The organism is Pseudomonas sp. MD330_10, assembly GCF_042610415.1.
GTDB lineage: Bacteria > Pseudomonadota > Gammaproteobacteria > Pseudomonadales > Pseudomonadaceae > Aquipseudomonas > Aquipseudomonas rhodesiae.
Genome location: NZ_JBHGZU010000011.1, coordinates 1 through 22,797 on the forward strand (window position 1 = coordinate 1; position 22,797 = coordinate 22,797).

Consider the following 22,797-nt stretch of genomic DNA (forward strand, 5'->3'; position numbering starts at 1 on the left):
TTGAACTGCGTCGTGTACTTGCTCATGAAAAAGCCCCAAGAGTTGGATAGGTGTCCAACTTTTGGGGCGCACTTCAAAGTCGAAGGTGGGAGGGGGCTTGCCCCCGATGAGGCCGGCACAGCCACCACCCATCCCGAAGTGAATCCCGCTTGTCCGCGACATGACGTCCTTTCATATGCCATCTAAAACCCATTGGGTTAGAATGCCCTCCTTTTCTGCCCCCGATCCTTGAGGACCGCCATGTTCAGCCGTGATTTGACTATTGCCAAGTTCGACGCCGATCTCTTCGCCGCCATGGAGCAAGAAGCCGTGCGCCAGGAAGAGCACATTGAGCTGATCGCTTCGGAAAACTACACCAGCCCCGCGGTCATGGAGGCTCAAGGTTCGGTTCTGACCAACAAGTACGCCGAAGGCTACCCAGGCAAGCGCTACTACGGTGGTTGCGAGTACGTCGACGTGGTTGAGCAACTGGCCATCGACCGCGCCAAGGAGCTGTTCGGCGCCGATTACGCCAACGTCCAGCCACATGCCGGCTCCCAAGCCAACAGCGCCGTGTACCTGGCCCTGCTGCAAGGCGGCGACACCATCCTGGGCATGAGCCTGGCCCACGGCGGTCACCTGACCCACGGTGCAAGCGTGTCCTCCTCCGGCAAGCTGTACAACGCCGTTCAATACGGTATCGATGCCAATGGCCTGATCGACTACGACGAAGTCGAGCGCCTGGCAGTCGAGCACAAACCAAAAATGATCGTGGCCGGTTTCTCTGCCTACTCGCAGATCCTGGATTTCCCACGCTTCCGCGCCATCGCCGACAAAGTGGGCGCGTACCTGTTCGTGGACATGGCCCACGTGGCCGGTCTGGTCGCCGCTGGCGTCTACCCGAACCCGGTGCCTTACGCTGACGTGGTGACCACCACCACCCACAAGACGCTGCGCGGTCCGCGTGGTGGCTTGATCCTGGCGCGCGCCAATGCCGAGATCGAGAAAAAGCTGAACTCCGCCGTTTTCCCAGGCGCCCAGGGTGGCCCGCTGGAGCATGTCATCGCCGCTAAAGCGATCTGCTTCAAGGAAGCACTGCAGCCTGAGTTCAAGACCTACCAGCAACAAGTGGTGAAGAACGCCAAGGCCATGGCCGGCGTGTTCATCGAGCGCGGCTTCGACGTGGTCTCCGGCGGTACTGAGAACCACCTGTTCCTGCTGTCGCTGATCAAGCAGGACATCTCCGGTAAAGATGCCGACGCTGCCCTGGGCAAAGCCTTCATCACCGTGAACAAAAACTCGGTACCGAACGACCCACGTTCGCCGTTCGTCACTTCCGGCCTGCGCTTCGGCACCCCGGCGGTGACCACTCGTGGCTTCAAGGAAGCCGAGTGCAAGGAACTGGCCGGCTGGATCTGCGACATCCTGGCTGACCTGAACAACGAAGCCGTGATCGACGCAGTGCGCGAAAAAGTCAAGGCGATCTGCAAGAAGCTGCCGGTATACGGCGCTTGATCGCAGTAGCTTGAACAAGAAGCCCGGCTCTAGAGCCGGGCTTTTTTATGCCTGGTCTGCAACTTGAAATGAGATCAACTGTGGGTGGGGCAAGCCCCCCTCCCACATTGTTTTCAGGGTTGGTAGACCTTGGCAAAGCCTTCGCGGATTTTGTCTTCCGGCAACTCATCGGCAATAAACACAATCACACTTTCCCGCGCCTCACCCTCGGCCCACTCGGTGTCCCAGTCGAAGCCGTAGAGTTTCAGCACGCCCTGAAACACCATGCGCCGATCTTCCCCGGCAATGCTCAGCACGCCTTTGTAGCGCAGCAATTGTTTGCCGTGGTCTTCCAGCAGTTCGTTCATAAACTCGCTGAGGCGGTCGATATCCAGCGGTTGGTCGGTGCGCAGCACCAGGCTGGAGATACGGTCCACGGAAGGCGCGGCGCTCACCGGGCGCAGGCTCATGCCGGCGTTGAGATTGAAACCGCGCACGTCGAGCAATTCGCCCAGATCGATCTGCCCATGGTCGACCACACGAATCGGCGCGCGACGGTTGATGCGGGTCAGGCGTTCGCTGAGGGCGTCGAATGTGGCGTCATCCACCAAATCACGCTTGCTCACCAGCAGGCGGTCGGCAAAGCCAATCTGCGCCTGGGCGATGGTCTGGGTCAGGTGGTGCTCGGCGTGGGCTGCGTCCACCAGAGTGATGATGCCGTCGAGGATGTAGCGCTCGCGCAATTCCTCATCGATGAAAAAAGTCTGGGCCACGGGAGCGGGGTCGGCCAGGCCGGTGCATTCGATCACCAGGCGGTCGAAGGCGATTTCGCCACTGTCCAGGCGTTCAAGCAGCAGGTACAGGGCTTTGGTCAGGTCCGTGTGGATGGTGCAGCACACGCAGCCGTTGGACAGCGTCATGACTTGCACCGGCTCCTCACCCAACAGCTGGGTGTCGATACCGGCGTCGCTGAATTCGTTTTCGATCACGGCGATTTTCAGGCCGTGTTCGGCTTTGAGCAGGTGGCGCAGCAAGGTGGTTTTACCGGCGCCAAGGAAGCCGCTGAGAACGGTAACGGGAATGGGAGAGGACACAACAATTCTCCTTATAGCTGAAGAAACACAAAACAATGTGGGAGGGGGCTTGCCCCCGATAGCGGCGTGTCAGTGGCAGATAAGTGCCTGACACACTGCTGTCGGGAGCAAGCCCCCTCCCACAAGGAACACTGTCAGCCGGATTACCCGGTCAACAGCACTTGGGCCCACCCTTGCCACCGTAACGGGCTTCCTGGCGTTCGCGGAAGAACGCCTTGTAGTCCATCACTGGTTTGTCCGGGTGCTTGGTTTGCATATGCTCGACGTAGGTGTCGTAGTCGGGCATGCCGACCATCAGGCGTGCGGCCTGACCGAGGTATTTACCCAGGCGACTGATGTCATTGAACATGGCTGCAATCCTCGATCATGCGTCCGGTATGGCCTGGAACGGGGCTTCTTTATCCGTGCGTTCTTTGTTGCCCCAGGCGGCGACGCCGACCTTGAGCGCATAGAACAGGATGCTGAACACCACGAACAGAAACAGCGCCGTCAGCGTCGCGTTGGTGTAGGCATTCCAGATCACATGCTGCATCTGGTCGATGCTCTTGGCCGGCGCGAGGATCTGGCCACCGGCCAGGGCATCGCTGTACTTCTTGGCCAGGGACAGGAAGCCGATTGCCGGGTTGGCGTCGAACAGCTTGATGAAGCCTGCGGTGGTGGTGCAGATCAGCAGCCAGACCGCCGGCAGCATGGTCACCCAGATGTAGCGCTGGCGTTTCATTTTGATCAGCACCACGGTGGCCAGCATCAGCGCGATACCCGCCAGCATCTGGTTGGAGATACCGAACAGGGGCCACAAGGTGTTGATGCCGCCCAGTGGGTCGATCACCCCTTGATACAGCAGGTAACCCCACATCGCTACGCAACCGGCGGTCGCGATCAGGTTGGCAGTCCACGACTCGGTACGCTTGAGCGCCGGCACGAACGAACCCAGCAGATCCTGCAGCATGAAGCGACCGGCACGGGTACCGGCGTCGACAGCGGTGAGGATGAACAAGGCTTCGAACAGAATCGCAAAGTGGTACCAGAACGCCATGGTGTTTTCACCCGGCAGCACACTGTGCAGGATCTGCGCGATCCCCACCGCCAGGGTCGGCGCACCGCCGGCACGGGCCAGGATGGTGGTTTCGCCGATGTCATGGGCCACCGCTTGCAGCGCTTCCGGGGTGATAGCAAAACCCCAACTGCTGACGGTCTGCGCCACGGCCATTACATCCCCGCCAACTACGGCGGCCGGGCTGTTCATGGCGAAGTACACACCCGGCTCGATCACCGAGGCCGCCACCATCGCCATAATGGCCACGAACGACTCCATCAACATGCCGCCGTAACCGATGTAGCGGGCGTTGGTCTCATTATCCAGCAGCTTGGGCGTGGTGCCCGAGGAGATCAGCGCGTGGAAACCCGAGACCGCACCGCAAGCGATGGTGATGAACAGGAACGGGAACAGCCCGCCTTTCCACACCGGGCCGGTGCCATCGATAAACTGGGTCAGCGCCGGCATTTTCAGCTCGGGCATGGTGACCAGGATGCCGATTGCCAGGGCAATGATGGTGCCGATCTTGAGGAAGGTGGACAGGTAGTCCCGTGGGGCCAGGATCAGCCACACCGGCAGTACCGCCGCTACGAAGCCGTAGCCGATCAGCATCCAGGTGATCTGCACGCCGGTAAAGCTGAACGCCTTGGCCCACACCGGATCGGCGGCAATCTGCCCGCCCAGCCAGATCGAACCGAGCAGCAACAGCACGCCGATGATGGAGATTTCACCGATACGGCCTGGGCGGATATAGCGCATGTAGATGCCCATGAACATCGCGATCGGGATGGTCGCCATCACGGTGAAGATGCCCCATGGGCTCTCGGCCAGGGCCTTGACCACGATCAGTGCCAGCACCGCGAGGATGATGATCATGATCAGGAAGCAGCCAAACAGCGCGATGGTCCCCGGAATGCGCCCCATCTCTTCGCGCACCATGTCCCCCAGGGAACGGCCATTGCGACGGGTGGACAGGAACAGCACCATAAAGTCCTGCACCGCACCGGCCAGCACCACACCGGCAATCAGCCACAGCGTGCCGGGCAGGTAACCCATTTGCGCTGCCAGTACCGGGCCGACCAGCGGGCCTGCGCCGGCAATTGCCGCAAAGTGGTGACCGAACAGGATGTGTTTGTTGGTCGGCACATAGTCCAGACCGTCGTTATTGAGCACTGCGGGGGTGGCCCGCCGTGGGTCAAGCTGCATCACATTATTAGCGATGAACAGGCTGTAGTAACGGTAAGCAACCAGGTAAATGGCCACTGCGGCCACCACAATCCACAAGGCGTTGATCGCCTCGCCGCGGCGCAAGGCCACTACGCCCAGGGCGCACGCTCCTACGATTGCCAGCACCAGCCAGGGTAAGTGGCGTAGCAGGCTATTATTATTTTTCATTTTTATATTCCAGCCAGGGTGGACAGAAAGGACAACCACCCGGAGTTTAGCGCTGTTGGCCTCAAAGGCCACCCCCCTCCATTGGTCTAGAGCCTTGCAACGCGGAAAAAAGCAGAAAAAACCGCCCAATGATGGCGCAGGGCTACACTCCATCCATCTCCAGAGGGTTTCACCATGACCAATCACCCGTCCGACCGCCGCTGTTTCCGCCGCATCGCCCTGGATGCGAAGACCGAACTTCGACAAAACGGCGAGGAATGGCCGGTAAAGTTGGTGGACTTGTCGCTAAAGGGCCTGGCGGTCAAACGGCCGGAGTCCTGGAAGGGCAATAAAGCCCTGCCGTTCGACGTCGATATCCGTCTGGACCCAAAGGCGCATATCAAAATGCAGGTCAAGCTGACCCACGACGATCACGGCCAACTGGGCTTTGTGTGCAAAGAGATCGACTTGGATTCGATCAGCCACTTGCGGCGGCTGATCGAGTTGAACCTCGGCGATCAAGCGGAACTTGAGCGAGAGTTGGGCGCGTTATTGGAGGTATAAGCTCAGGGAAACGCCTCGCGAGCGGGAAACTCGCTTTCCATGTCCCAGTAACCCTTTTTCTGACTCGACGCGACTTGCCATTGCCCGTCGACATAGCGATACGTCTGGTAGCGCGTGGTGAAATCGTCCTCACCGTCGCCGTCCATAAAAGACGATACCTGCAACAGTTCATCCGGCCCGCCACTGGCCGGCGTCGCCACCTGCCAATCAGCCTTTCCGGTGTGCGCCAGGGTCAGCGGCTGGGATTTGCCGTCCGCGCCGGTGAAGCTCAGCGGTGTGAGTTGCTGCTTGGCCGGTAGCAGCATTTGGGTGGCTGGGCCGCTGTAAGTGCCCATTGGCGCAGTCATGTCGATGCTCAAAAAATACACAGGTTCGGGCAACCCCTTGAGCGGGGCTTCGCTGACCTCGGCCAGTGGGTAGCCGAGGTCCTGTTGCGCGATCACCTGATCGGCAGCCGACACCAGGCGCACTTGAGCCTCAAGCAACGGGTTGTCGACCAGATCGCCGGGCTCGTCGAACGAGTCCTCATCCAGCCCGCTGCCCCAGCTGTCCTTGTGCATCTGCGCGCTGATGCGCTGGTCTTCCAGGATCTGCAACTGGCTGCCCTGCTCGGTTGCCAGGGTTTGCGCCAGGCGATAGCCCGCCGGCGGCGCCGCCGCCCAGGTCATGGCGGAGGCGGCGGTCAGGGTGACAAATAGGGCGGCAATGCCCCAGTGCTTGGATCGTTGCATAGCGGCCCGTCCTGATTTATTCGAAAAGTGCATCCAGCGCCTGCTCCAGTCGCGTCACCGCAATGATCTGCAACCCCGCCGGCGCTTCCTTCGGCGCGTTGCCCTTGGGCACGATCGCGCGCTTGAAGCCGTGCTTGGCGGCTTCCTTGAGACGTTCCTGACCGCTCGGCACCGGGCGCACTTCGCCGGACAGGCCGACCTCACCAAATACCAACAGGTCGTGGGGCAACGGCCGATTGCGCAGGCTGGACATCACCGCCGCCATCAACGCCAGGTCCGACGCGGTCTCCAACACTTTGACCCCGCCGACCACGTTGAGGAACACGTCCTGATCGTGGGTCGGAATGCCGCCATGGCGGTGCAGCACCGCGAGCAGCATCGCCAGACGGTTCTGATCCAAACCAAGGGTGACACGGCGCGGGTTGGCCAAGTGGCTGTCATCCACCAGCGCCTGCACTTCCACCAACATTGGCCGGGTGCCTTCCCACGTTGCCATCACCACGCTGCCGGGGACTTCTTCTTGGGCGCGAGTCAGGAAAATCGCCGAAGGGTTGGAGACTTCTTTCAACCCACGGTCGGTCATGGCGAATACGCCCAGCTCGTTGACCGCGCCGAAGCGGTTTTTCACTGCCCGCAACAAGCGCAGACGGCCGTCGGACTCGCCCTCGAAATACAAGACCGTGTCGACCATATGCTCCAGCACCCGAGGCCCGGCCAAGGCGCCTTCTTTAGTCACGTGGCCGACCAGGAAAATCGCCGTGCCGCTCTGCTTGGCATAACGCACCAGCAGCGCCGCGCTCTCACGCACCTGGGACACGCCGCCCGGCGCCGACTGCAATTGCTCGGTGAAAATCGTCTGGATCGAGTCGATCACCATGACTTTCGGCTTTTCGATCCGCGCCGTGGCGATGATGCTTTCGATGCAGGTCTCGGTCATCACCCGCAACTGATCCTGGGGCAGGCCCAGACGACGGGCGCGCATGGCCACTTGTTGCTGGGATTCTTCACCGGTGACGTACAGCGCCGGCATGCGACTGGCAATGCTGCACAAGGTCTGCAACAGGATGGTCGACTTGCCGATGCCTGGGTCGCCGCCGATCAGCACCACTGAGCCATCCACCAAGCCGCCGCCCAGCACCCGGTCAAGTTCGCCGGATGCCGTGGAAAAACGCGGGATTTCTTCGACGCTGACTTCAGCCAGGGTTTTGATCTGCGCCTGTTGCCCGGTCCAGCCGGCGCGACCGGTAGGCGCCGCCGCCCCGCCGCTCTCTATCATGGTTTCCGTCAGGGTGTTCCACGCCCCGCACTCGCCGCACTGGCCGGCCCACTTGGGAAAGGTCGCGCCGCACTCCGTGCAGCCGTACATGCGCTTGGCCTTTGCCATTCGAGAACCTCCAACCGAAAAACCGCGATGATAGCTCAGCGCGACACTGGGGTCCGGATTTCACCACTGGCCAATCGCGAGGCGCTATTGCCCACCGGGTCTTCGGCGTTGAGGTCGGCGCCCTTGGCCTTCAGTTCATCCAGCAGTTCGACGCGCTTGAACAGCCCTGCGTACATGGCGGCGGTCTGCCCGGCGCCGTTGCGCTGGTCGGGGTTGCAGTCGGTGGCCAGCAAGCGCTGGGCGATTTTCAGCTCACCCTTGAAGATTGCGCCCATCAGCGCGGTATTGCCGCGTTTGTCCTGCACACAGGCATCGGCACCGGCGGCGAGCAAACGATCCACGAACAGAGCCTGGCCGTGGTAGGCGGCCAGGATCAGGGCGGTGTAGCCCTTGTCGTCCTGGGTATTGAGGCTGTAGCCGGACTCGATGAAGGTATTGAGCATATCGAGGTCGCCACGGCGGGCGGCGTCGAAGTAATAGTCCTGCAACTGCGCTTTGAGCGCGGCGGGATCGGGGGATTCAGCCTGGGTGGTGAACGCCAGCAGGGCGATCAGCAAACCAATAGTTAGACGCATGGGGTTTCTCCTGCCAGGGATCGACGCCGTTGGCCGGCGCCGATCGGAACCAACGGATCAGTCGGTCAGCTTGTCGGCCAGCGCCTTCACGCGGGCCAGGTCACCCTTGGCGACCTTGGCTACACCGGTGCCGTATTCCGGATCAGCCTTGTAAAGGAAGGACAGGATGATGTGCTTGCTCACGTCGTCCGTTGTAGCCAGGGAACCACCGAAGTTTTCGATTAGGTTCTGACGCTCTTTCTGACTGTACGAACGGTACAGATCACCGGCCTGCTTGAAGTTCTGCTCACGCTGGATCTTCGCTTGCTGGGTGCTGCCGGTCAGCGGCAACTGGCTGTAGCGCGCGGCTTGTGGCTCTTCCCGCGGCTCCAGGCGGCTTGGCTGATAGTTCACGCCGCTGCTGGTTTTACCGCTGTTCATCGCGCCGTCCTGGTTGCCGTTGTTGACGGTCACGCGTGGGGCGTTGATCGGCAGTTGCAGGGCATTGGCGCCCAGGCGGTACATCTGGGTATCGGCGTAGGAGAACACACGACCTTGCAGCAGGCGGTCTTCAGACGGCTCGATGCCCGGCACCAGATTGGCCGGCGCCATGGCGACTTGTTCGGTCTCCTGGAATACGTTAGCCGGATTGCGGTTCAGTACCATCTGCCCCACTTTGCGCTCGGGCACATTCGGCCAGATCTTAGTAGCGTCCAGTGGATCGAAGTCGAACTTGGCCAAGTCTTCCGGTTTGAGCACCTGCACATACAAGTCCCACTTAGGGAAGTCGCCCTTGTTGATATGGGTGACCAAGTCGTTAGTCATGTGGCTGTAATCACGCCCTTGCACATCAACCACTTGTTTCGGATCCAAGTTCTTGATGCCTTGCAGGCTCTTCCAATGGAACTTGACGTAGTGCACTTCCCCTTTGGCGTTAATCAACTTGTAGGCATGTACGCCATTACCGTCCATCTCCCGGTAACTGGCAGGCGTGCCGTAGTCCGAGTACAACTCGGTGAGGGTGCGGGTTGCTTCGGGAACATGGGAGAAGAAGTCGAAACGGCGGGAGTCGTCGTCCAGGTTAGTGCGCGGGTCGGGTTTGAATGCGTGCACCATATCTGGGAACTTGATGGCGTCGCGGATAAAGAACGTCGGGAAGTTATTCCCGACCAGGTCCCAGTTGCCGTCGGCCGTGTAGAACTTGGTGGCGAAGCCGCGCGGATCACGCAGGGTTTCCGGGGAATGGTTGCCATGCACCACGGCGGAGAAGCGCACGAACACCGGGGTTGTTTCGCCGGGAGCAAATACTTTGGCCTTGGTCAGGTCGCTGAGGCCATCGGTGACGGTGAAGGTGCCGTGGGCACCGGTGCCGCGCGCGTGCACCACGCGCTCGGGGATGCGTTCGCGGTCGAAGCGTTGCAGTTTCTGAATCAGTTGCACGTCTTGTAACAGCACCGGGCCGGTGGCGCCGGCGGTCTGGGAGTTCTGGTTGTCGCCAACGGCGGCACCGTTGTCACGCGTGAGGGTGGCGGCGTGTACAGACAGGGAAAGCAGGCTGGCGGTGGCCAGGATCAACGCGTGCCGCGTCAAAACCGGGCCGCGGCTGAGTGAGTTTTTCATCAAGGTTTCCTCTGGTTTTTTTGATGCACATTCAGTTGTGCTTGCCAGAGGCTAGTGACCCAAGAGTCAGAAGATAAATAGAAAAGCCGTACCAGCCCGATTAACAAAATAATCTGGTAAGCCACTGAAATTCTGGGTATTTCGCGCGCGATTGATGGCACTTTGCAAACTATTTGCGTTTTAATGTGTCGATAAAAACCAACAGTGTTAAGAGTTGTTTCGCGCAAGCCCGCAACGACTGACTTACACTGAGCCCCACCCTTCTCATCTGTAACAAGGAATAACCTATGGGCGTGATCAGTGAGTTCAAGGCCTTCGCGGTCAAAGGTAATGTGGTCGACATGGCCGTCGGTATCATCATCGGCGCCGCCTTCGGCAAAATTGTTTCCTCGTTTGTAGGCGACGTGGTGATGCCGCCTCTCGGTCTGTTGATCGGCGGGGTGGACTTCGGTGATCTGGCGATCACCCTCAAGGCAGCCCAAGGCGACGCACCGGCTGTGGTGCTGGCCTACGGCAAGTTCATCCAGAGCGTGGTCGACTTCCTGATTGTGGCGTTTGCGATCTTCATGGGCGTGAAGGTGATCAACCGTCTCAAGCGCGAAGAGGCCAAGGCGCCGACCCTGCCGCCGACGCCGACCAAGGAAGAAGTGTTGTTGGGCGAGATCCGCGATCTGCTCAAGGCACAGCACGACAAACCGCTTTAAACCGCAGCGGTTTGGAAAAAAGGCGCCTCCAGCAGGCGCCTTTTGTTTACCAGTAGTTTTCCACCGCCACCTGGCCAGGGCGCCGGGATAGCGACAGATTCATGTCGCGTTTTTTCAGCAACTGACGGGTGTCATCGACCATTTGCGGGTTACCGCAAATCAGCACGCGTGAGTGTTCGGGGCTCAACTCTACGCCGGCCGCGCGCTCCAGTTCGCCGTTTTCGATCAGCGTGGTGATACGCCCATTCAGCGCGCCAGGGTGCTGCTCGCGGGTGACGATGGGCAAGTAGGTAAGCTTATGCGCGTACTCGGCCAGGTACTCGCGCTCGCCCAGCTCCTTAATCAACGCCTGATAGGCCAGTTCCTTGGCTTCGCGGGCGCTGTACACCAGGATGATGCGCTCGAATTTCTCCCAGGCTTCGAAGTCCTGCAGGATCGACAGAAACGGCGCCACCCCGGTGCCCGTGCCCAGCAGCCATAGGTCACGACCATCGACGAAGCGGTTCAACGTCAAGTAACCCGTGGCCTGGCGCTCCACCATCAACGTATCGCCGACGCGCAGGCGGCTCAGTTCACTGGTGAACTCCCCGCCGGGGACGACAATCGAGAAAAAATCCAAATATTCATCGAAGGGCGCCGACACCACCGAATACGCACGCCAGACCGTGCTGCCATCGGCTTTGGTGACGCCCAGGCGCACAAACTGGCCGGCGGTAAAACGAAAGCCGGGGTCACGGGTGGTACGCAGGGTGAACAGGCTGGGGGTCAGCGATTGCACATCGAGCAAGGTCTGACAGGTGTATTTTTCAGCACTGGCCGTCATGGGGAACTCCGTTCTGCAGAAGGCGCTAGTGTCCCTCAAAGCGGCGCCGGCTAACACCGATGATTGAAATCTCCTGACCCAATATGCGAGCAAGTGATGTTCTAACGCTGTAAAGACCACTAACTAATTAAGGTTATTAGCGCCGCAAGCCTGTATGAACGCGCACTAATTATTTGGCTATTAATCCACTACCAAACTAAAACCATTCCCTATCATCCAATCAAAAGATATCAAATTGATATTATGCGCAGCCCCCTTGAATCCAATGGGAAGGCCATAAGCAAGGCGAAATTAATTACACAGAATTCCGATTCTTGTATAAGTCCAACCCCTTAAATAGCTACCTAACATACTGATTTTTTCACACAACTAAGTAGCCCATGTCCTACACTCTTTTCCGTGCAGCGTTGGGATTCAGGACGTACCCAAGTCACATATACACCCATGGAGAGTTATCGATGGTCAACTGGCGCAATACACGGGTCCCCAAACTGGAAGAAGAGGACGAGATCACCAGTGTCTTCGAGATGGTTATCAATGAAACATATTCACTCGGCTTCCAATTCTGCTCATTCAAGATGAGTGCACAACATCAAAACAGTCAAAATGTCATCTTCGAGAAGAACAGCTATCCAAACGAATGGAACACGTTATACCGAGAAGCGCATTTCTCCAGCACTGATCCTGTCATGTCTCATTGCCAACGCTCTGTCCTGCCCTTTGTCTGGAAAGAAAGTGCATTTAACAGCGCACCTCACTTGTGGGAACTGGCCACCTCCTATGGCGTTCATCTGGGCTGGACTCAACCACTGCATGGGCCTCAGGGCGTCTTCAGCATGCTAACTCTAAGTCGTGGCAGAGGTGAGATCACACCGGAGGAGCTGTATGAAAAAGCCGGCAATGCGCTCTGGCTGTGTCATGCAATGCATACCGTGGTGGCGAATAAGTACGCCGATGGGCCAGCCGCGAAACCATGCAGCAAGCTGACGCCCCGCGAGATCGAAGTATTGCGCTGGTCTGCACTGGGCAAGACCGCTGCCGAGATTGCACAGATCCTGTGTTTGTCCGAACGTACAGTCGGCTTTCACAATTGCAGCTCGATGCGAAAACTGGGGGTCAACAATAAAATCGCGGCCGTGATGGTGGCCGCAAAGGCTGGGTTTCTTTAAACATCGCATGTAATCCGCATGAAAAAACCGTAACATTTACGACCAGTTCCGGGTGATGACGCGGCGCGCGCCGGCGCGTCGTCGTTCACCCCAATGGTTCGATTACCCAGAGTTTTCTCCCCCCATGCCCCTGCTCGACAGCCCCTTCGCTCAGCTCGATCTGATCCGCCAACCCGAGCAGCACAACGACCCGCTGCAAGCCTTCGACGCCGCCGACGAATACCTGCTCAACCACTTGGCCGCCCAGCGGCCGAGCGTCGACACCCGCGTGTTGGTGCTCAATGACAGCTTTGGCGCTTTGGCGGCCAGTCTGCAAGGCCAGGTGCAGGTGATTTCCAGCGGCGACTCGTTTCTGGCGGCCCAGGGCCTGGAAAAAAACCTGGTGCGCAACGCCAAGGCGTTCGATGCAGTGCCGTTCATTCCCGCCAGCGAAACCCCAACCGGGCCGTTCGACCGCGTGCTGATCCGCGTGCCGAAAACCCTGGCGCTGCTTGAGGAACAGTTGATCCGCTTACAAGGCCAACTGGCCCCGGGCGCCGAAGTGATTGCCGGGGCGATGGTCAAACACCTGCCACGCGCAGCCGGTGACCTGCTGGAGCGTTACATCGGGCCGATGCACGCCTCACTGGCGGCGAAGAAAGCTCGCCTGTTGATCGCCACCGTTGCCGAGCGCCCCGCCGCCGTCTCGCCCTACCCGACCCGCTACCGCCTGGATACACCCGCCATCGAGCTGCTGAACCACGCCAACGTGTTCTGCCGTGAAGGCCTGGACATCGGCACCCGCGCCTTCCTGCCGCACTTGCCCACCGGCCTGGGCGGCGCCCGCGTTGCCGACCTCGGCTGCGGCAACGGCGTATTGGCGATTGCCAGCGCACTGCACAACCCCGACGCCCACTACACCCTGGTGGACGAGTCCTACATGGCCGTGCAATCGGCCCGTGAAAACTGGCAGGCCGCGCTGGGTGAACGTGACGTGAGCGTGCGCGCCGCCGATGGCCTGGCCGGCCAAGAGCCGCAGTCCCTGGACGTGGTGCTGTGCAATCCGCCGTTCCACCAGCAGCAGGTGGTGGGCGATTTCCTCGCCTGGCGCATGTTCCAGCAGGCCCGCGAGGCTTTGGTGGTGGGCGGTGCGCTGTATATCGTCGGTAACCGTCACTTGGGTTATCACAGCAAACTGGCGCGGTTGTTCCGCGGCGTCGAGCAAGTGGCGGCCACGCCCAAGTTCGTGATTCTCAAAGCGCGCAAATAAAAAAAGACCCCGCCCCTACAAGATGTAGGAGCAGGGTCAAAAAACCGTGCCGCAAGGCAACGGGATGGGATGTCAGTGAGTGGTCAGGCCGGCCGCATTCATAAACATGCGCATCAGGCTAGCGACAACAAACAGCACCAGCACACTGCCGGTCCAGATCATTGCTAACCACCCCAGGCGCCGCCACAGCGGCTGCTTTTCCGCCTGTTCGATCTCGTGCAACGAAGGTTTGCCGGACATGTCACGCCCCTCCTAGTGATAACCGTCTTCGTGGGTGACCTTGCCGCGGAACACGTAGTAGCTCCAGAAGGTGTAGCCCAGGATGAACGGGATGATGAACAAGGTGCCCACCAGCATGAAGCCTTGGCTCTGCGGCGGCGCGGCGGCATCCCAGATCGATACGGACGGCGGCACGATGTTCGGCCACAGGCTGATCCCCAAACCGCTATAGCCGAGGAAAATCAGCACCAACGTCAGCAAGAACGGCGTGTAGTGCGCATTGCGAGCCACCGCGCGGATCAGCCCGTACATGGTCACCAGCACCAGCAGCGGCACCGGCAGGAACCAGAACAGATTTGGCAGGGTGAACCAGCGCGAGGCGATTTCCGGGTGCGATAGCGGGGTCCACAGGCTGACGATGCCGATCACCGCCAGCACCACGAACGCCAGCGGCCGCGCCAGGTTGTGCATCTGTTCCTGCAACTTGCCTTCGGTCTTCATGATCAGCCAAGTGCAGCCGAGCAACGCATAAGCGACGATCAGCGCCACGCCGCAGAACACGGTGAACGGCGTGAGCCAGTCCAGCGAACCGCCGGCGAACTGGCGATTGACCACCGGAATGCCGTCGATAAATGCCCCCAGCGCCACGCCCTGAAAGAACGTCGCCGCCAGCGAACCGCCGATGAAGGCCTTGTCCCACAGGTGGCGCTTGGCGTCTTTGGCCTTGAAGCGGAACTCAAAGGCCACGCCGCGGAAGATCAGCCCCACCAGCATCAGGATCAGCGGCAGGTACAGCGCCGACAGCACCACCGAATACGCCAGCGGAAACGCGCCGAACAACGCCGCGCCGCCCAGCACCAGCCAGGTTTCGTTGCCGTCCCAGACCGGCGCGACGGTGTTCATCATCACGTCGCGGTCGACCTTGCCCGGAATAAACGGAAAGAGGATGCCGATACCCAGGTCGAAGCCGTCCATCACCACGTACATCATGATGCCGAAGATGATGATCACGGCCCAGATCAGCGGAAGATCAATACCCATCTCAATTCCCCTTATGCTGGATGTGGTCGTGGTGGTCGTCGGTGCCATCGTCGGCCGCCGACAACGGACGCGCCGGTGTGCGTTTCTGGCCAGGGCCGCCGTGGGTCGGTTCAGTACCTTCGTGGGTCACAGGGCCTTTGCGCACCAGGCGCATCATATAGCCCAAGCCCGCACCGAACAGCGCGAAGTACACCACCACGAACAACACCAGGGTGATGGTCATCTGCGCCAGGCTATGCCCAGACGACGCATCCGCCGTGCGCATCAGCCCGTAGACCACCCACGGCTGACGCCCGATTTCGGTGGTGAACCAGCCGGCTAGGATAGCGATCAACCCCGAGGGGCCCATCCACAGCGCCAGATACAGGAACGGTCTGGAGGTGTACATCTTGTCGCCCCGGCGCAGCCACAGGCTGAACAGACCGGTAAAAATCATCAGGAAACCCAGCCCGACCATGACCCGGAACGACCAGAACACAATGGTCGAATTCGGCCGGTCCTCAGGTGGGAACTCCTTGAGCGCCGGCACCTGTTTATCCAGCGAGTGAGTCAGGATCAGGCTGCCCAGGTACGGAATCTCTACGGCGTACTTGGTTTTTTCCGCCTGCATATCGGGCCAGCCGAACAGGATCAGCGGCGTAGGCTCATTGCCTTTGTTTTCCCAGTGGCCTTCGATCGCGGCGATTTTCGCCGGCTGGTGCTCCAGCGTGTTGAGACCATGGAAGTCACCGATTACCGCTTGGATAGGCGCCACGATCAATGCCATCCACATGGCCATGGAGAGCATCTTGCGGATCGCCGGGTTGTCCTTGCCGCGCAGCAAGTGCCAGGCCGCCGAGGAGCCGACGAAGAACGCCGTCGCCACGAAGGCCGCCGTGGCCATGTGCATCAGGCGATACGGGAACGATGGGTTGAAAATTACCGCCAGCCAGTCGGTGGGAATCACACGGCCGTCGATGATTTCAAAGCCCTGAGGCGTCTGCATCCAGCTGTTGGAAGCCAGGATCCAGAACGTGGAGATCAGCGTACCCACCGCCACCATGACCGTGGAGAAGAAATGCAGCTTGCGCCCCACCTTGTTCCAGCCGAACAGCATCACGCCGAGGAAACCGGCTTCCAGGAAGAAGGCCGTAAGCACTTCGTACGTCAGCAGCGGCCCGGTAACGGCGCCGGCGAAGTCCGAGAAGCGGCTCCAGTTGGTGCCGAACTGGTAAGCCATAACCAAGCCCGAGACCACCCCCATGCCGAAGTTGACGGCAAAGATCTTCGACCAGAAATGGTAGAGGTCACGGTAGGTGTCGTTATGGGTCTTGAGCCACAACCCTTCCAGCACTGCAAGGTAACTGGCCAGGCCGATGGTGATCGCCGGGAACAGGATGTGGAATGAGATGGTGAACGCGAACTGAATTCGGGCGAGATCTAGCGCCTCCAAACCGAACATAAGTCTTCCTCTGTCAGGTAATACCGGCTGCTGGCGGGAGCCTGCACCCACTGCCCCCACGGATATGGAGTGTGGCGAATTTCAATTCGTTTCTTTTTTTAACCAACCACGTAGGGAGTCTGGCCTTACGGCCCGCCAGAGCAAATCCTGGAAGAAATTTGATCTGGATCAATTACAGCTCAAAGAGTAGTCCCATTTTCTGCGTCCAGTTGTGTGGTCGATTGACGCGTGACAGGCTGCCTCACCCCGGTTCTCGCAACTATTTGTTACAGCTTGATGCTAATCTCGCGGTTCCCTCCGGCCTTGATCTGAATGCCCGATGCCTACTGAACCCGCGTTGCTGTTGCGTCACCACCGCCCTTTTATCGCGTTCTGGCTGGCGCGGATTTTTACCGCCAGCGGCTTCCAGATGCTCACCGTGGCCATTGGCTGGAACCTCTATCAACTGACCGGCAACGTGCTGGACCTGGGCTTGGTCGGCTTGGTGGAGTTCGTGCCGCGCGTGCTGTTTATGCTGCACACCGGCCATGTGGCCGACCGCTATGAGCGACGTAAAGTCGCGGCCATCTGCCAGACCGTACAGGCGTTGATCGCGCTGTCCCTGGCCATTGGTGGCCTGACCGGCACCGTGACCCGCGAGATGATCTTTATCCTCGCCTTCCTGCTCGGTGCCGCGCGCTCCTTTGAATTGCCCACCACGCAAGCGCTGCTGCCGAGCATCGTGCCCAGCACGCTGTTCCCGCGCGCCGTGGCGTCGTCGCAGTCGGCTCAGCAACTGGCCACCATCGTCGCCCCGGCGCTGGGCGGTCTGCTCTATGCGTTTGGCAGCGTGTGGGTGTATGGCCCCACCGTGGTGCTGTACCTGATCGCCTGCGCGCTGACCCTCAACCTGCCTGCCCGCCAGACCCCGCTGAACAAAGGCAAGGCCACTCTGGATTCACTGCTGGCCGGCATCCGTTTTATCCGCAGCCGCCCGGACATCCTCGGCGCCATCTCCCTGGACCTGTTCGCCGTGCTGCTGGGCGGCGCCACCGCGTTGCTGCCGGTGTTCGCCAAAGACATCCTGCTGACCGGCGCCTGGGGCCTGGGCCTGTTGCGCTCGGCGCCGGCGGTGGGGGCATTGCTGATGTCGTTGTGGCTGGCGCGTTTCTCGGTGGACCGACATGTCGGCCGCGTGATGTTCACCGCCGTCGGGGTATTCGGTGTGGCGACCATCGCTTTCGGCCTATCGACGTCATTCTGGTTTTCCCTGGCGGTGCTGGTGGTGCTGGGCGCGGCGGACATGATCAGCATGGTGATCCGTGCCTCGTTCGTGCAATTGGAGACGCCGGACGAAATGCGCGGGCGCGTCAGCGCCGTCAACGGCCTGTTTATCGGCGCGTCGAATCAACTGGGCGAATTCGAATCCGGCATCACCGCCCACTGGTTCGGCACCGTGCCCGCCGTGGTCATGGGCGGGATCGGCACCCTGGTGGTGACCGGGGTGTGGATCAAACTGTTCCCCACCCTGGCCAAGCGGGATCGCATGCATGTGCCAGAACCGGTTTCCCCGCCCACCGCCTGACCTTTATGGCAACAAGGTCAATGTGGGAGAGCACTTGCCCTCGTTAGCGGTGTAACTGTCGAGGCATCTATTGACTGAAACACCGCCATCGGGGGCAAGCCCCCTCCAAAACCGGCCTAACAGCCACCGCATAGCCACTATGGCAATAAGGTCCAATGTGGGAGAGGGCTTGCCCTCGATGGCGGTGTAACAGTCGAAGCATAAATTGACTGAAATACTGCTATCGGGGGCAAGCCCCCTCCCACACCGGTCTCACGCCCACCGCATAACCACTATGGCAATAAGCCCCCTCCCACACCGGCCTCACAGCCACCGCATAGCCACTATGGCAATAAGGTCCAATGTGGGAGAGGGCTTGCCCTCGATAGCGGTGTAACAGTCGAAGCATAAATCGACTGAAACACCGCCATCGGGGGCAAGCCCCCACATTTCAAAGCACCTTATCCAGGGTGATCGGGAAGTCCCGCACCCGCTTGCCGGTGGCGTGGTACACCGCATTGGCCACTGCCGCCGCGACGCCGACGATGCCGATTTCCCCGACGCCTTTGGACCCCAGCGCATTGACGATCTCGTCGTGTTCTTCGACGAATACCACGTCAATGTCGCCGATATCGGCATTCACCGGGATGTGGTACTCGGCCAGGCTGTGGTTCATGTAGCGGCCAAGTTGATGGTCGATCTGGGTCTCTTCGTGCAGGGCCATGCCGATGCCCCACACCACGCCGCCGAGGATCTGGCTGCGGGCCATCTTCGGGTTGACCACGCGCCCGGCCGCAATTGCGCTGACCACGCGGCTGACCTTGATAGTGCCGAGGTCTTCATCCACGCGCACTTCAACGAATACCGCCGAATGGGTGGCGGTAGCATAGCCTTCGCGTTTTTTGTCCGGCTCGCTGTCGACCTGCACCTCCAGGGCGTCCTCACCGCTGTCCTTGACCAGCTGCGCCAACGACACGCTCACGTCACGCGCGTGCAGTTGCCCATCCTCAAAGCGCACCGTCTCAGCGTCCTTGAACACCGGATAGGTCTGCCGCGCCACGCTCAACAGTTTGGCGGCCAAGGCTTCGCAGGCTTGTTGCACAGCGGTGCCCACCGAGGAAACAGTGAACGAGCCGCCCTGCAACGGCGCGGTGGGCAGCGACGAGTCGCCGAGCACGAAACGCACGTCGTCCACGGCTACCCCGCTGGCCTGGGCGGCGATCTGGGTCATCACCGTGTAGGTGCCGGTGCCGATATCGGTGGTGGCGCTGCTCACCACGAGCTTGCCCTCGGCATCGATTCGCGCCTTGGCGCTGGCCTTCATTTGCATGGCCTCCCACACCCCGCCGGCCATGCCCCAGCCCACTAATTGGCGGCCGTCGCGCATGCTGCGCGGTTCCGGGTTGCGCTGGCTCCAGCCGAAGCGCTCGGCGCCTTCGGTGTAACACTCGCGCAGGGCTTTGCTCGACCAGGGTTTGTCTTCGTTCTGGTTACGGTCGGCGTAGTTGATCAGGCGCAGTTGCACCGGGTCGATCGCCAGGGCGCAGGCCAGTTCGTCCATGGCGCATTCCAGGCCGATCACCCCGAGGGCGGCACCGGGCGCGCGCATGTCCAACGGCGTGAACACATCCAGCGGCACCAACTTATAGGTCAACTGCACGTTGTCGCAGTGATAGAGCATGCCGCTCCACTCCACCACGTGTTCACTGAAGTCCTCGAAACGCGAGGTCTGGCCAATCGCCGTGTGCCCCAGCGCCAGCAGGCGGCCGTTGGTGGCGGCGCCCATTTGCAAGCGCTGCAGGGTGCGTGGGCGGTAGCCGAAGGTGAACATCTGTTGACGGGTCAGGGTCACGCGAACCGAGCGTTTGAGCGCCAGCGACGCCATCACCGCCAGGGGTAACTGGTACTGCGGGCGCAGGCCGGAACCAAAAGCGCCGCCGACAAACGCGGCGAACACCCGCACCTGGCTTTTATCCAGGCCGAACACTTTCTGCACATAGGCCTGGCAGTTCTGCGGACCCTGGGTTTTGTCATGGATATGCAGGGTGCCGTCCGCCTGGTACAGCACGGTGCTGGCGTGGGGTTCCATGGGGTTGTGATGTTCGATGGGGGTGCTGTAGTGCACGTCCAGGCTGACGGCGGCAGCAGTCCACTCGGCCTGGAAATTCCCGCGCGGCGCGGGCGGTGTCTGTGGCGAGGGATGGGCCTCGGCCTGCTGGGCGACGAGGTCGGTCTCGAATTCATCGCGCTCGTATTCGATGCGCACCAGGGAACCGGCATGTCGCGCCAGCTCCAGGTTGTCGGCAATCACCAAGGCCAGGGGCTGGCCGCTGTACAGCACGCGGTCGTTGTACAGCGGGCGAAACGGCGAACCATCGGCGGCATCGGCATCGGCAAACGCGTCGTCATAGCTGGCCAGCCGCGGCCGGTTGCTGTGATCGAGCACCATGACCACACCCGGCAGAGCCAGAGCCTTGGACGCATCGATACGAACCACCCGGCCCTTAGCGATGGTGCTGGACACCACGCTGCCATGCAGCAGGTCCTGCTGCGCAAATTCGCCGGCATAGCGCGCCTGGCCGGTGACTTTAAGCAGACCGTCGACACGGTCCAGGGGTTTTCCGACGGCACTCATGGGCGTTCTCCTGCGACAGCGGCATCGCTCAAGGCGCGGATGATTGCGCGCCGTGCCAGCTTGACCTTGAAAGCGTTGTGTTCCAGCGGCTCGGCGTCCTGCAACATCGCATCGGCGGCGAGGCTGAAGGTCTCGCGGCTGACGGCCTGCCCGATCAATCCCGCTTCCACCGCGCGGTCGCGCCAGGGTTTATGGGCCACGCCGCCCAGGGCCAGGCGCGCGTCGACGATCACATCGCCGTCCAACTCCAGAGCGGCAGCCACCGACACCAACGCGAACGCGTAGGACGCCCGGTCACGGATCTTCAGATAATGGCTGTGTCGCGCCAGATGGTCGGCAGGCAATTCAATAGCAGTGATCAGTTCATCGTCGGCCAGCTGGTTGTCCCGTTGCGGCGCATCGCCGGGCAAACGGTGGAAGTCGGCGAACTCGATGACCCGCGCACCGCCGCGCCCTTGCACATGCACCCGCGCCTCCAGCGCCGCCAGGGCCACGCACATGTCGGACGGATGAGTCGCCACGCACTGCGCGCTGGCGCCGAGAATCGCGTGGATGCGATTCAACCCGGTGCGCGCCGGGCAACCGCTGCCGGGTTCGCGTTTATTGCAAGGCACGCTGGCGTCGTAGAAGTAATAGCAACGGGTGCGCTGCAACAGGTTGCCGCCGGTGCTGGCCATATTGCGCAGTTGCGGCGAGGCACCGGCGAGGATGGCCTGGGACAGCAACGGATAACGCTGTTCGATCAAGGGGTGCCAGGCCAGATCAGCGTTGCTGACCAGCGCGCCAATGCGCACGCCACCCTCGGCGGTGGGCTCGACGCCATGCAGCGGCAGGCCGGTGATGTCGATCAGGTGCTCGGGGCGGCTGATGTTTTCTTTCATCAGGTCCAGCAGGTTGGTACCGCCGGCAATAAAACGCGACGCGGCACTGCTCAAGTGCACGGCCTCGTGCACGTCGGACGGTTTGCTGTACTGGAACGGGTTCATTGCTCGCCTCCCGCCGTACGGCAGGCCGGCAGGGCCTCTTCAATCGCATCGCGAATATTGCTGTAGGCGCCGCAGCGGCACAGGTTACCGCTCATCAGTTCCTGGATTTGCGCGCTGTCGTGGGCACGGCCTTCGTTGGCCAGGCCGACGGCGGAGCAGATCTGGCCAGGGGTGCAATAACCGCACTGGAAGGCATCGTGCTTGATGAAGGCTTGTTGCATGGGGTGTAACTGGTCGCCACTGGCCAGCCCTTCGACGGTGGTCAACTCGGCACCGTCGCACATCACCGCCAGGGTCAGGCACGCGTTCACGCGCTTGCCGTCGCGCAATACGGTGCAGGCACCGCATTGGCCGTGGTCGCAGCCTTTCTTGCTGCCGACCAGATCCAGTTGTTCGCGCAGCAGGTCCAGCAGCGTGGTCCAGGGCAACACGTCCAGTTGGCGGGCCTGCCCATTGAGGGTCAGGCGTATCGAGTGGCGGGCAAACGGCTGGGCCGCCGCGCCTTGGGGGGTTGCGCTCATAAACACCTCACGGGTTGGTCTGCATCCGCGGCGTTCAGGAAAATCGCCGTCTCAGGGGTACGACTTCCCGGGGTTTTGAGCGTTCAAGATGATTGATCAGCGGATATTGAGCTGGGTCTTCAAGGTGTTTCGCGGGGGGTTGATCGAGGAATTGCTGTATTCGAACCAGCCTGGGGCCTGCACATCCATTTCGAATACATAGATGTAGCCCATCAGTGTCCCCGCGCCGTTGCACGCCTGGCTGATGCTGCCAACCTGGCACACCGGGGTGCGCTGGCCGTTCAGTACGGCGCCATTGAACAGCCCCACCGGGTTGTTGCCCAGCCCCACTTCCATCACCGACACCTGGGTGGGCCCACGGTGCGTGCACATCTGCGTGGAGGTGATGCGTTCGGGGATGCTTTCCTTGCAGCGCGCCGACTCGACCTGAAACACGCGCACCTCGCTCAAGGCCGGTGCAGTCGCGCCCCACACCGGTGCCGCGCCGAGCCACAGGCTGATAGCGGTGATCGGAGCTAGACTCCACGCGTTGGTTTTTTTCATGCTGTCGATGACCGTGAATTGAACGTCGGCGCAGTATGCCTCAAGCCCATGCGCCACACAGCCTCGGCTGCTGGTATGATGCGCCGCTTTTTC

At 60.9% G+C, this 22,797-nt stretch carries 21 protein-coding genes; 6 read left to right on the forward strand and 15 right to left on the reverse strand.

The window, feature by feature from the left end; genetic code table 11:
• Positions 1 to 240 precede the first annotated feature (240 nt).
• Positions 241 to 1,494 carry a serine hydroxymethyltransferase gene (glyA, locus tag ACFZPT_RS17735; RefSeq protein ID WP_034115170.1) on the forward strand — a complete coding sequence of 418 codons (1,254 nt, stop codon included), beginning with the start codon at positions 241 to 243 and terminating at the stop codon, positions 1,492 to 1,494.
• Positions 1,495 to 1,607: 113 nt separating this feature from the next.
• Here the strand turns inward: glyA and yjiA are convergent, their stop codons facing one another.
• The 3 genes from yjiA to ACFZPT_RS17750 all read right to left on the reverse strand — a co-directional run bounded on the left by yjiA (position 1,608) and on the right by ACFZPT_RS17750 (position 4,998).
• A complete protein-coding gene (yjiA, locus tag ACFZPT_RS17740; RefSeq protein ID WP_034115171.1) occupies positions 1,608 to 2,567 on the reverse strand; it encodes a GTPase in 960 nt (319 codons plus the stop codon).
• A 151-nt stretch (positions 2,568 to 2,718) separates the two neighbouring features.
• Entirely contained in the window at positions 2,719 to 2,916 is a 198-nt protein-coding gene (locus tag ACFZPT_RS17745; protein WP_003194308.1) for a YbdD/YjiX family protein, read from the reverse strand.
• Positions 2,917 to 2,931: 15 nt separating this feature from the next.
• Entirely contained in the window at positions 2,932 to 4,998 is a 2,067-nt protein-coding gene (locus tag ACFZPT_RS17750) for a carbon starvation CstA family protein (RefSeq protein ID WP_034100834.1), read from the reverse strand.
• Between the two features lie 174 nt (positions 4,999 to 5,172).
• Between ACFZPT_RS17750 and ACFZPT_RS17755 the strand changes: the two genes are divergently transcribed.
• The gene (locus ACFZPT_RS17755; RefSeq protein WP_034100835.1) at positions 5,173 to 5,541 is read left to right on the forward strand and encodes a PilZ domain-containing protein; all 369 of its coding nucleotides are present in this window, start codon (positions 5,173 to 5,175) and stop codon (positions 5,539 to 5,541) included.
• A gap of 2 nt (positions 5,542 to 5,543) precedes the next feature.
• On the opposite strand, the gene ACFZPT_RS17760 is transcribed toward ACFZPT_RS17755, so the two are convergent.
• The 4 genes from ACFZPT_RS17760 to katB are packed head-to-tail and all read right to left on the reverse strand — an operon-like array spanning position 5,544 to position 9,830.
• Positions 5,544 to 6,272, reverse strand: coding sequence for a hypothetical protein (locus ACFZPT_RS17760; protein ID WP_034115172.1), 729 nt, complete (start codon positions 6,270 to 6,272; stop codon positions 5,544 to 5,546).
• Between the two features lie 16 nt (positions 6,273 to 6,288).
• Entirely contained in the window at positions 6,289 to 7,656 is a 1,368-nt protein-coding gene (gene radA / locus ACFZPT_RS17765) for a DNA repair protein RadA (RefSeq protein ID WP_017528869.1), read from the reverse strand.
• 35 nt (positions 7,657 to 7,691) lie between these two features.
• Positions 7,692 to 8,231 (reverse strand): ankyrin repeat domain-containing protein, encoded by a 540-nt coding sequence (locus ACFZPT_RS17770; RefSeq protein ID WP_034115173.1) that lies wholly within the window; start codon positions 8,229 to 8,231, stop codon positions 7,692 to 7,694.
• 57 nt (positions 8,232 to 8,288) lie between these two features.
• On the reverse strand, positions 8,289 to 9,830 hold the full coding sequence (gene katB / locus ACFZPT_RS17775) for a catalase KatB (RefSeq protein WP_034115174.1): 1,542 nt from the start codon (positions 9,828 to 9,830) through the stop codon (positions 8,289 to 8,291).
• A 287-nt stretch (positions 9,831 to 10,117) separates the two neighbouring features.
• Between katB and mscL the strand changes: the two genes are divergently transcribed.
• On the forward strand, positions 10,118 to 10,534 hold the full coding sequence (gene mscL / locus ACFZPT_RS17780; RefSeq protein WP_034100843.1) for a large-conductance mechanosensitive channel protein MscL: 417 nt from the start codon (positions 10,118 to 10,120) through the stop codon (positions 10,532 to 10,534).
• A 46-nt stretch (positions 10,535 to 10,580) separates the two neighbouring features.
• On the opposite strand, the gene ACFZPT_RS17785 is transcribed toward mscL, so the two are convergent.
• Positions 10,581 to 11,357, reverse strand: a complete 777-nt coding sequence (locus ACFZPT_RS17785; RefSeq protein WP_034100845.1) for a ferredoxin--NADP reductase — start codon at positions 11,355 to 11,357, stop codon at positions 10,581 to 10,583.
• A 458-nt stretch (positions 11,358 to 11,815) separates the two neighbouring features.
• Between ACFZPT_RS17785 and ACFZPT_RS17790 the strand changes: the two genes are divergently transcribed.
• Positions 11,816 to 12,526, forward strand: coding sequence for a LuxR family transcriptional regulator (locus ACFZPT_RS17790; protein ID WP_034100847.1), 711 nt, complete (start codon positions 11,816 to 11,818; stop codon positions 12,524 to 12,526).
• Positions 12,527 to 12,650: 124 nt separating this feature from the next.
• On the forward strand, positions 12,651 to 13,775 hold the full coding sequence (locus ACFZPT_RS17795; protein WP_034100849.1) for a methyltransferase: 1,125 nt from the start codon (positions 12,651 to 12,653) through the stop codon (positions 13,773 to 13,775).
• Between the two features lie 72 nt (positions 13,776 to 13,847).
• Here the strand turns inward: ACFZPT_RS17795 and ACFZPT_RS17800 are convergent, their stop codons facing one another.
• Genes ACFZPT_RS17800 through ACFZPT_RS17810 form a run of 3 tightly spaced genes read right to left on the reverse strand, consistent with a single transcriptional unit; the run spans position 13,848 to position 16,476 of the window.
• Positions 13,848 to 14,015 carry a DUF2474 domain-containing protein gene (locus tag ACFZPT_RS17800; protein ID WP_080758794.1) on the reverse strand — a complete coding sequence of 56 codons (168 nt, stop codon included), beginning with the start codon at positions 14,013 to 14,015 and terminating at the stop codon, positions 13,848 to 13,850.
• 12 nt (positions 14,016 to 14,027) lie between these two features.
• Positions 14,028 to 15,035, reverse strand: coding sequence for a cytochrome d ubiquinol oxidase subunit II (cydB, locus tag ACFZPT_RS17805; protein ID WP_034100851.1), 1,008 nt, complete (start codon positions 15,033 to 15,035; stop codon positions 14,028 to 14,030).
• A 1-nt stretch (position 15,036) separates the two neighbouring features.
• A complete protein-coding gene (locus tag ACFZPT_RS17810; protein WP_034115175.1) occupies positions 15,037 to 16,476 on the reverse strand; it encodes a cytochrome ubiquinol oxidase subunit I in 1,440 nt (479 codons plus the stop codon).
• A gap of 319 nt (positions 16,477 to 16,795) precedes the next feature.
• Between ACFZPT_RS17810 and ACFZPT_RS17815 the strand changes: the two genes are divergently transcribed.
• Positions 16,796 to 18,040, forward strand: a complete 1,245-nt coding sequence (locus tag ACFZPT_RS17815) for an MFS transporter (RefSeq protein WP_034100853.1) — start codon at positions 16,796 to 16,798, stop codon at positions 18,038 to 18,040.
• A 430-nt stretch (positions 18,041 to 18,470) separates the two neighbouring features.
• On the opposite strand, the gene ACFZPT_RS17820 is transcribed toward ACFZPT_RS17815, so the two are convergent.
• From ACFZPT_RS17820 to ACFZPT_RS17835, 4 genes are all read right to left on the reverse strand, one after another.
• Positions 18,471 to 20,654, reverse strand: coding sequence for a xanthine dehydrogenase family protein molybdopterin-binding subunit (locus ACFZPT_RS17820; RefSeq protein WP_034115177.1), 2,184 nt, complete (start codon positions 20,652 to 20,654; stop codon positions 18,471 to 18,473).
• The gene (locus tag ACFZPT_RS17825; protein ID WP_034115178.1) at positions 20,651 to 21,640 is read right to left on the reverse strand and encodes a xanthine dehydrogenase family protein subunit M; all 990 of its coding nucleotides are present in this window, start codon (positions 21,638 to 21,640) and stop codon (positions 20,651 to 20,653) included. Before ACFZPT_RS17825 ends, ACFZPT_RS17820 begins: the two co-directional genes overlap by 4 nt.
• Positions 21,637 to 22,161 (reverse strand): (2Fe-2S)-binding protein, encoded by a 525-nt coding sequence (locus tag ACFZPT_RS17830; protein ID WP_034115179.1) that lies wholly within the window; start codon positions 22,159 to 22,161, stop codon positions 21,637 to 21,639. The genes ACFZPT_RS17825 and ACFZPT_RS17830 overlap by 4 nt, the downstream gene beginning before the upstream one ends.
• 96 nt (positions 22,162 to 22,257) lie before the next feature.
• Positions 22,258 to 22,704 (reverse strand): DUF4879 domain-containing protein, encoded by a 447-nt coding sequence (locus ACFZPT_RS17835; protein ID WP_034115200.1) that lies wholly within the window; start codon positions 22,702 to 22,704, stop codon positions 22,258 to 22,260.
• Positions 22,705 to 22,797: the final 93 nt, after the last annotated feature.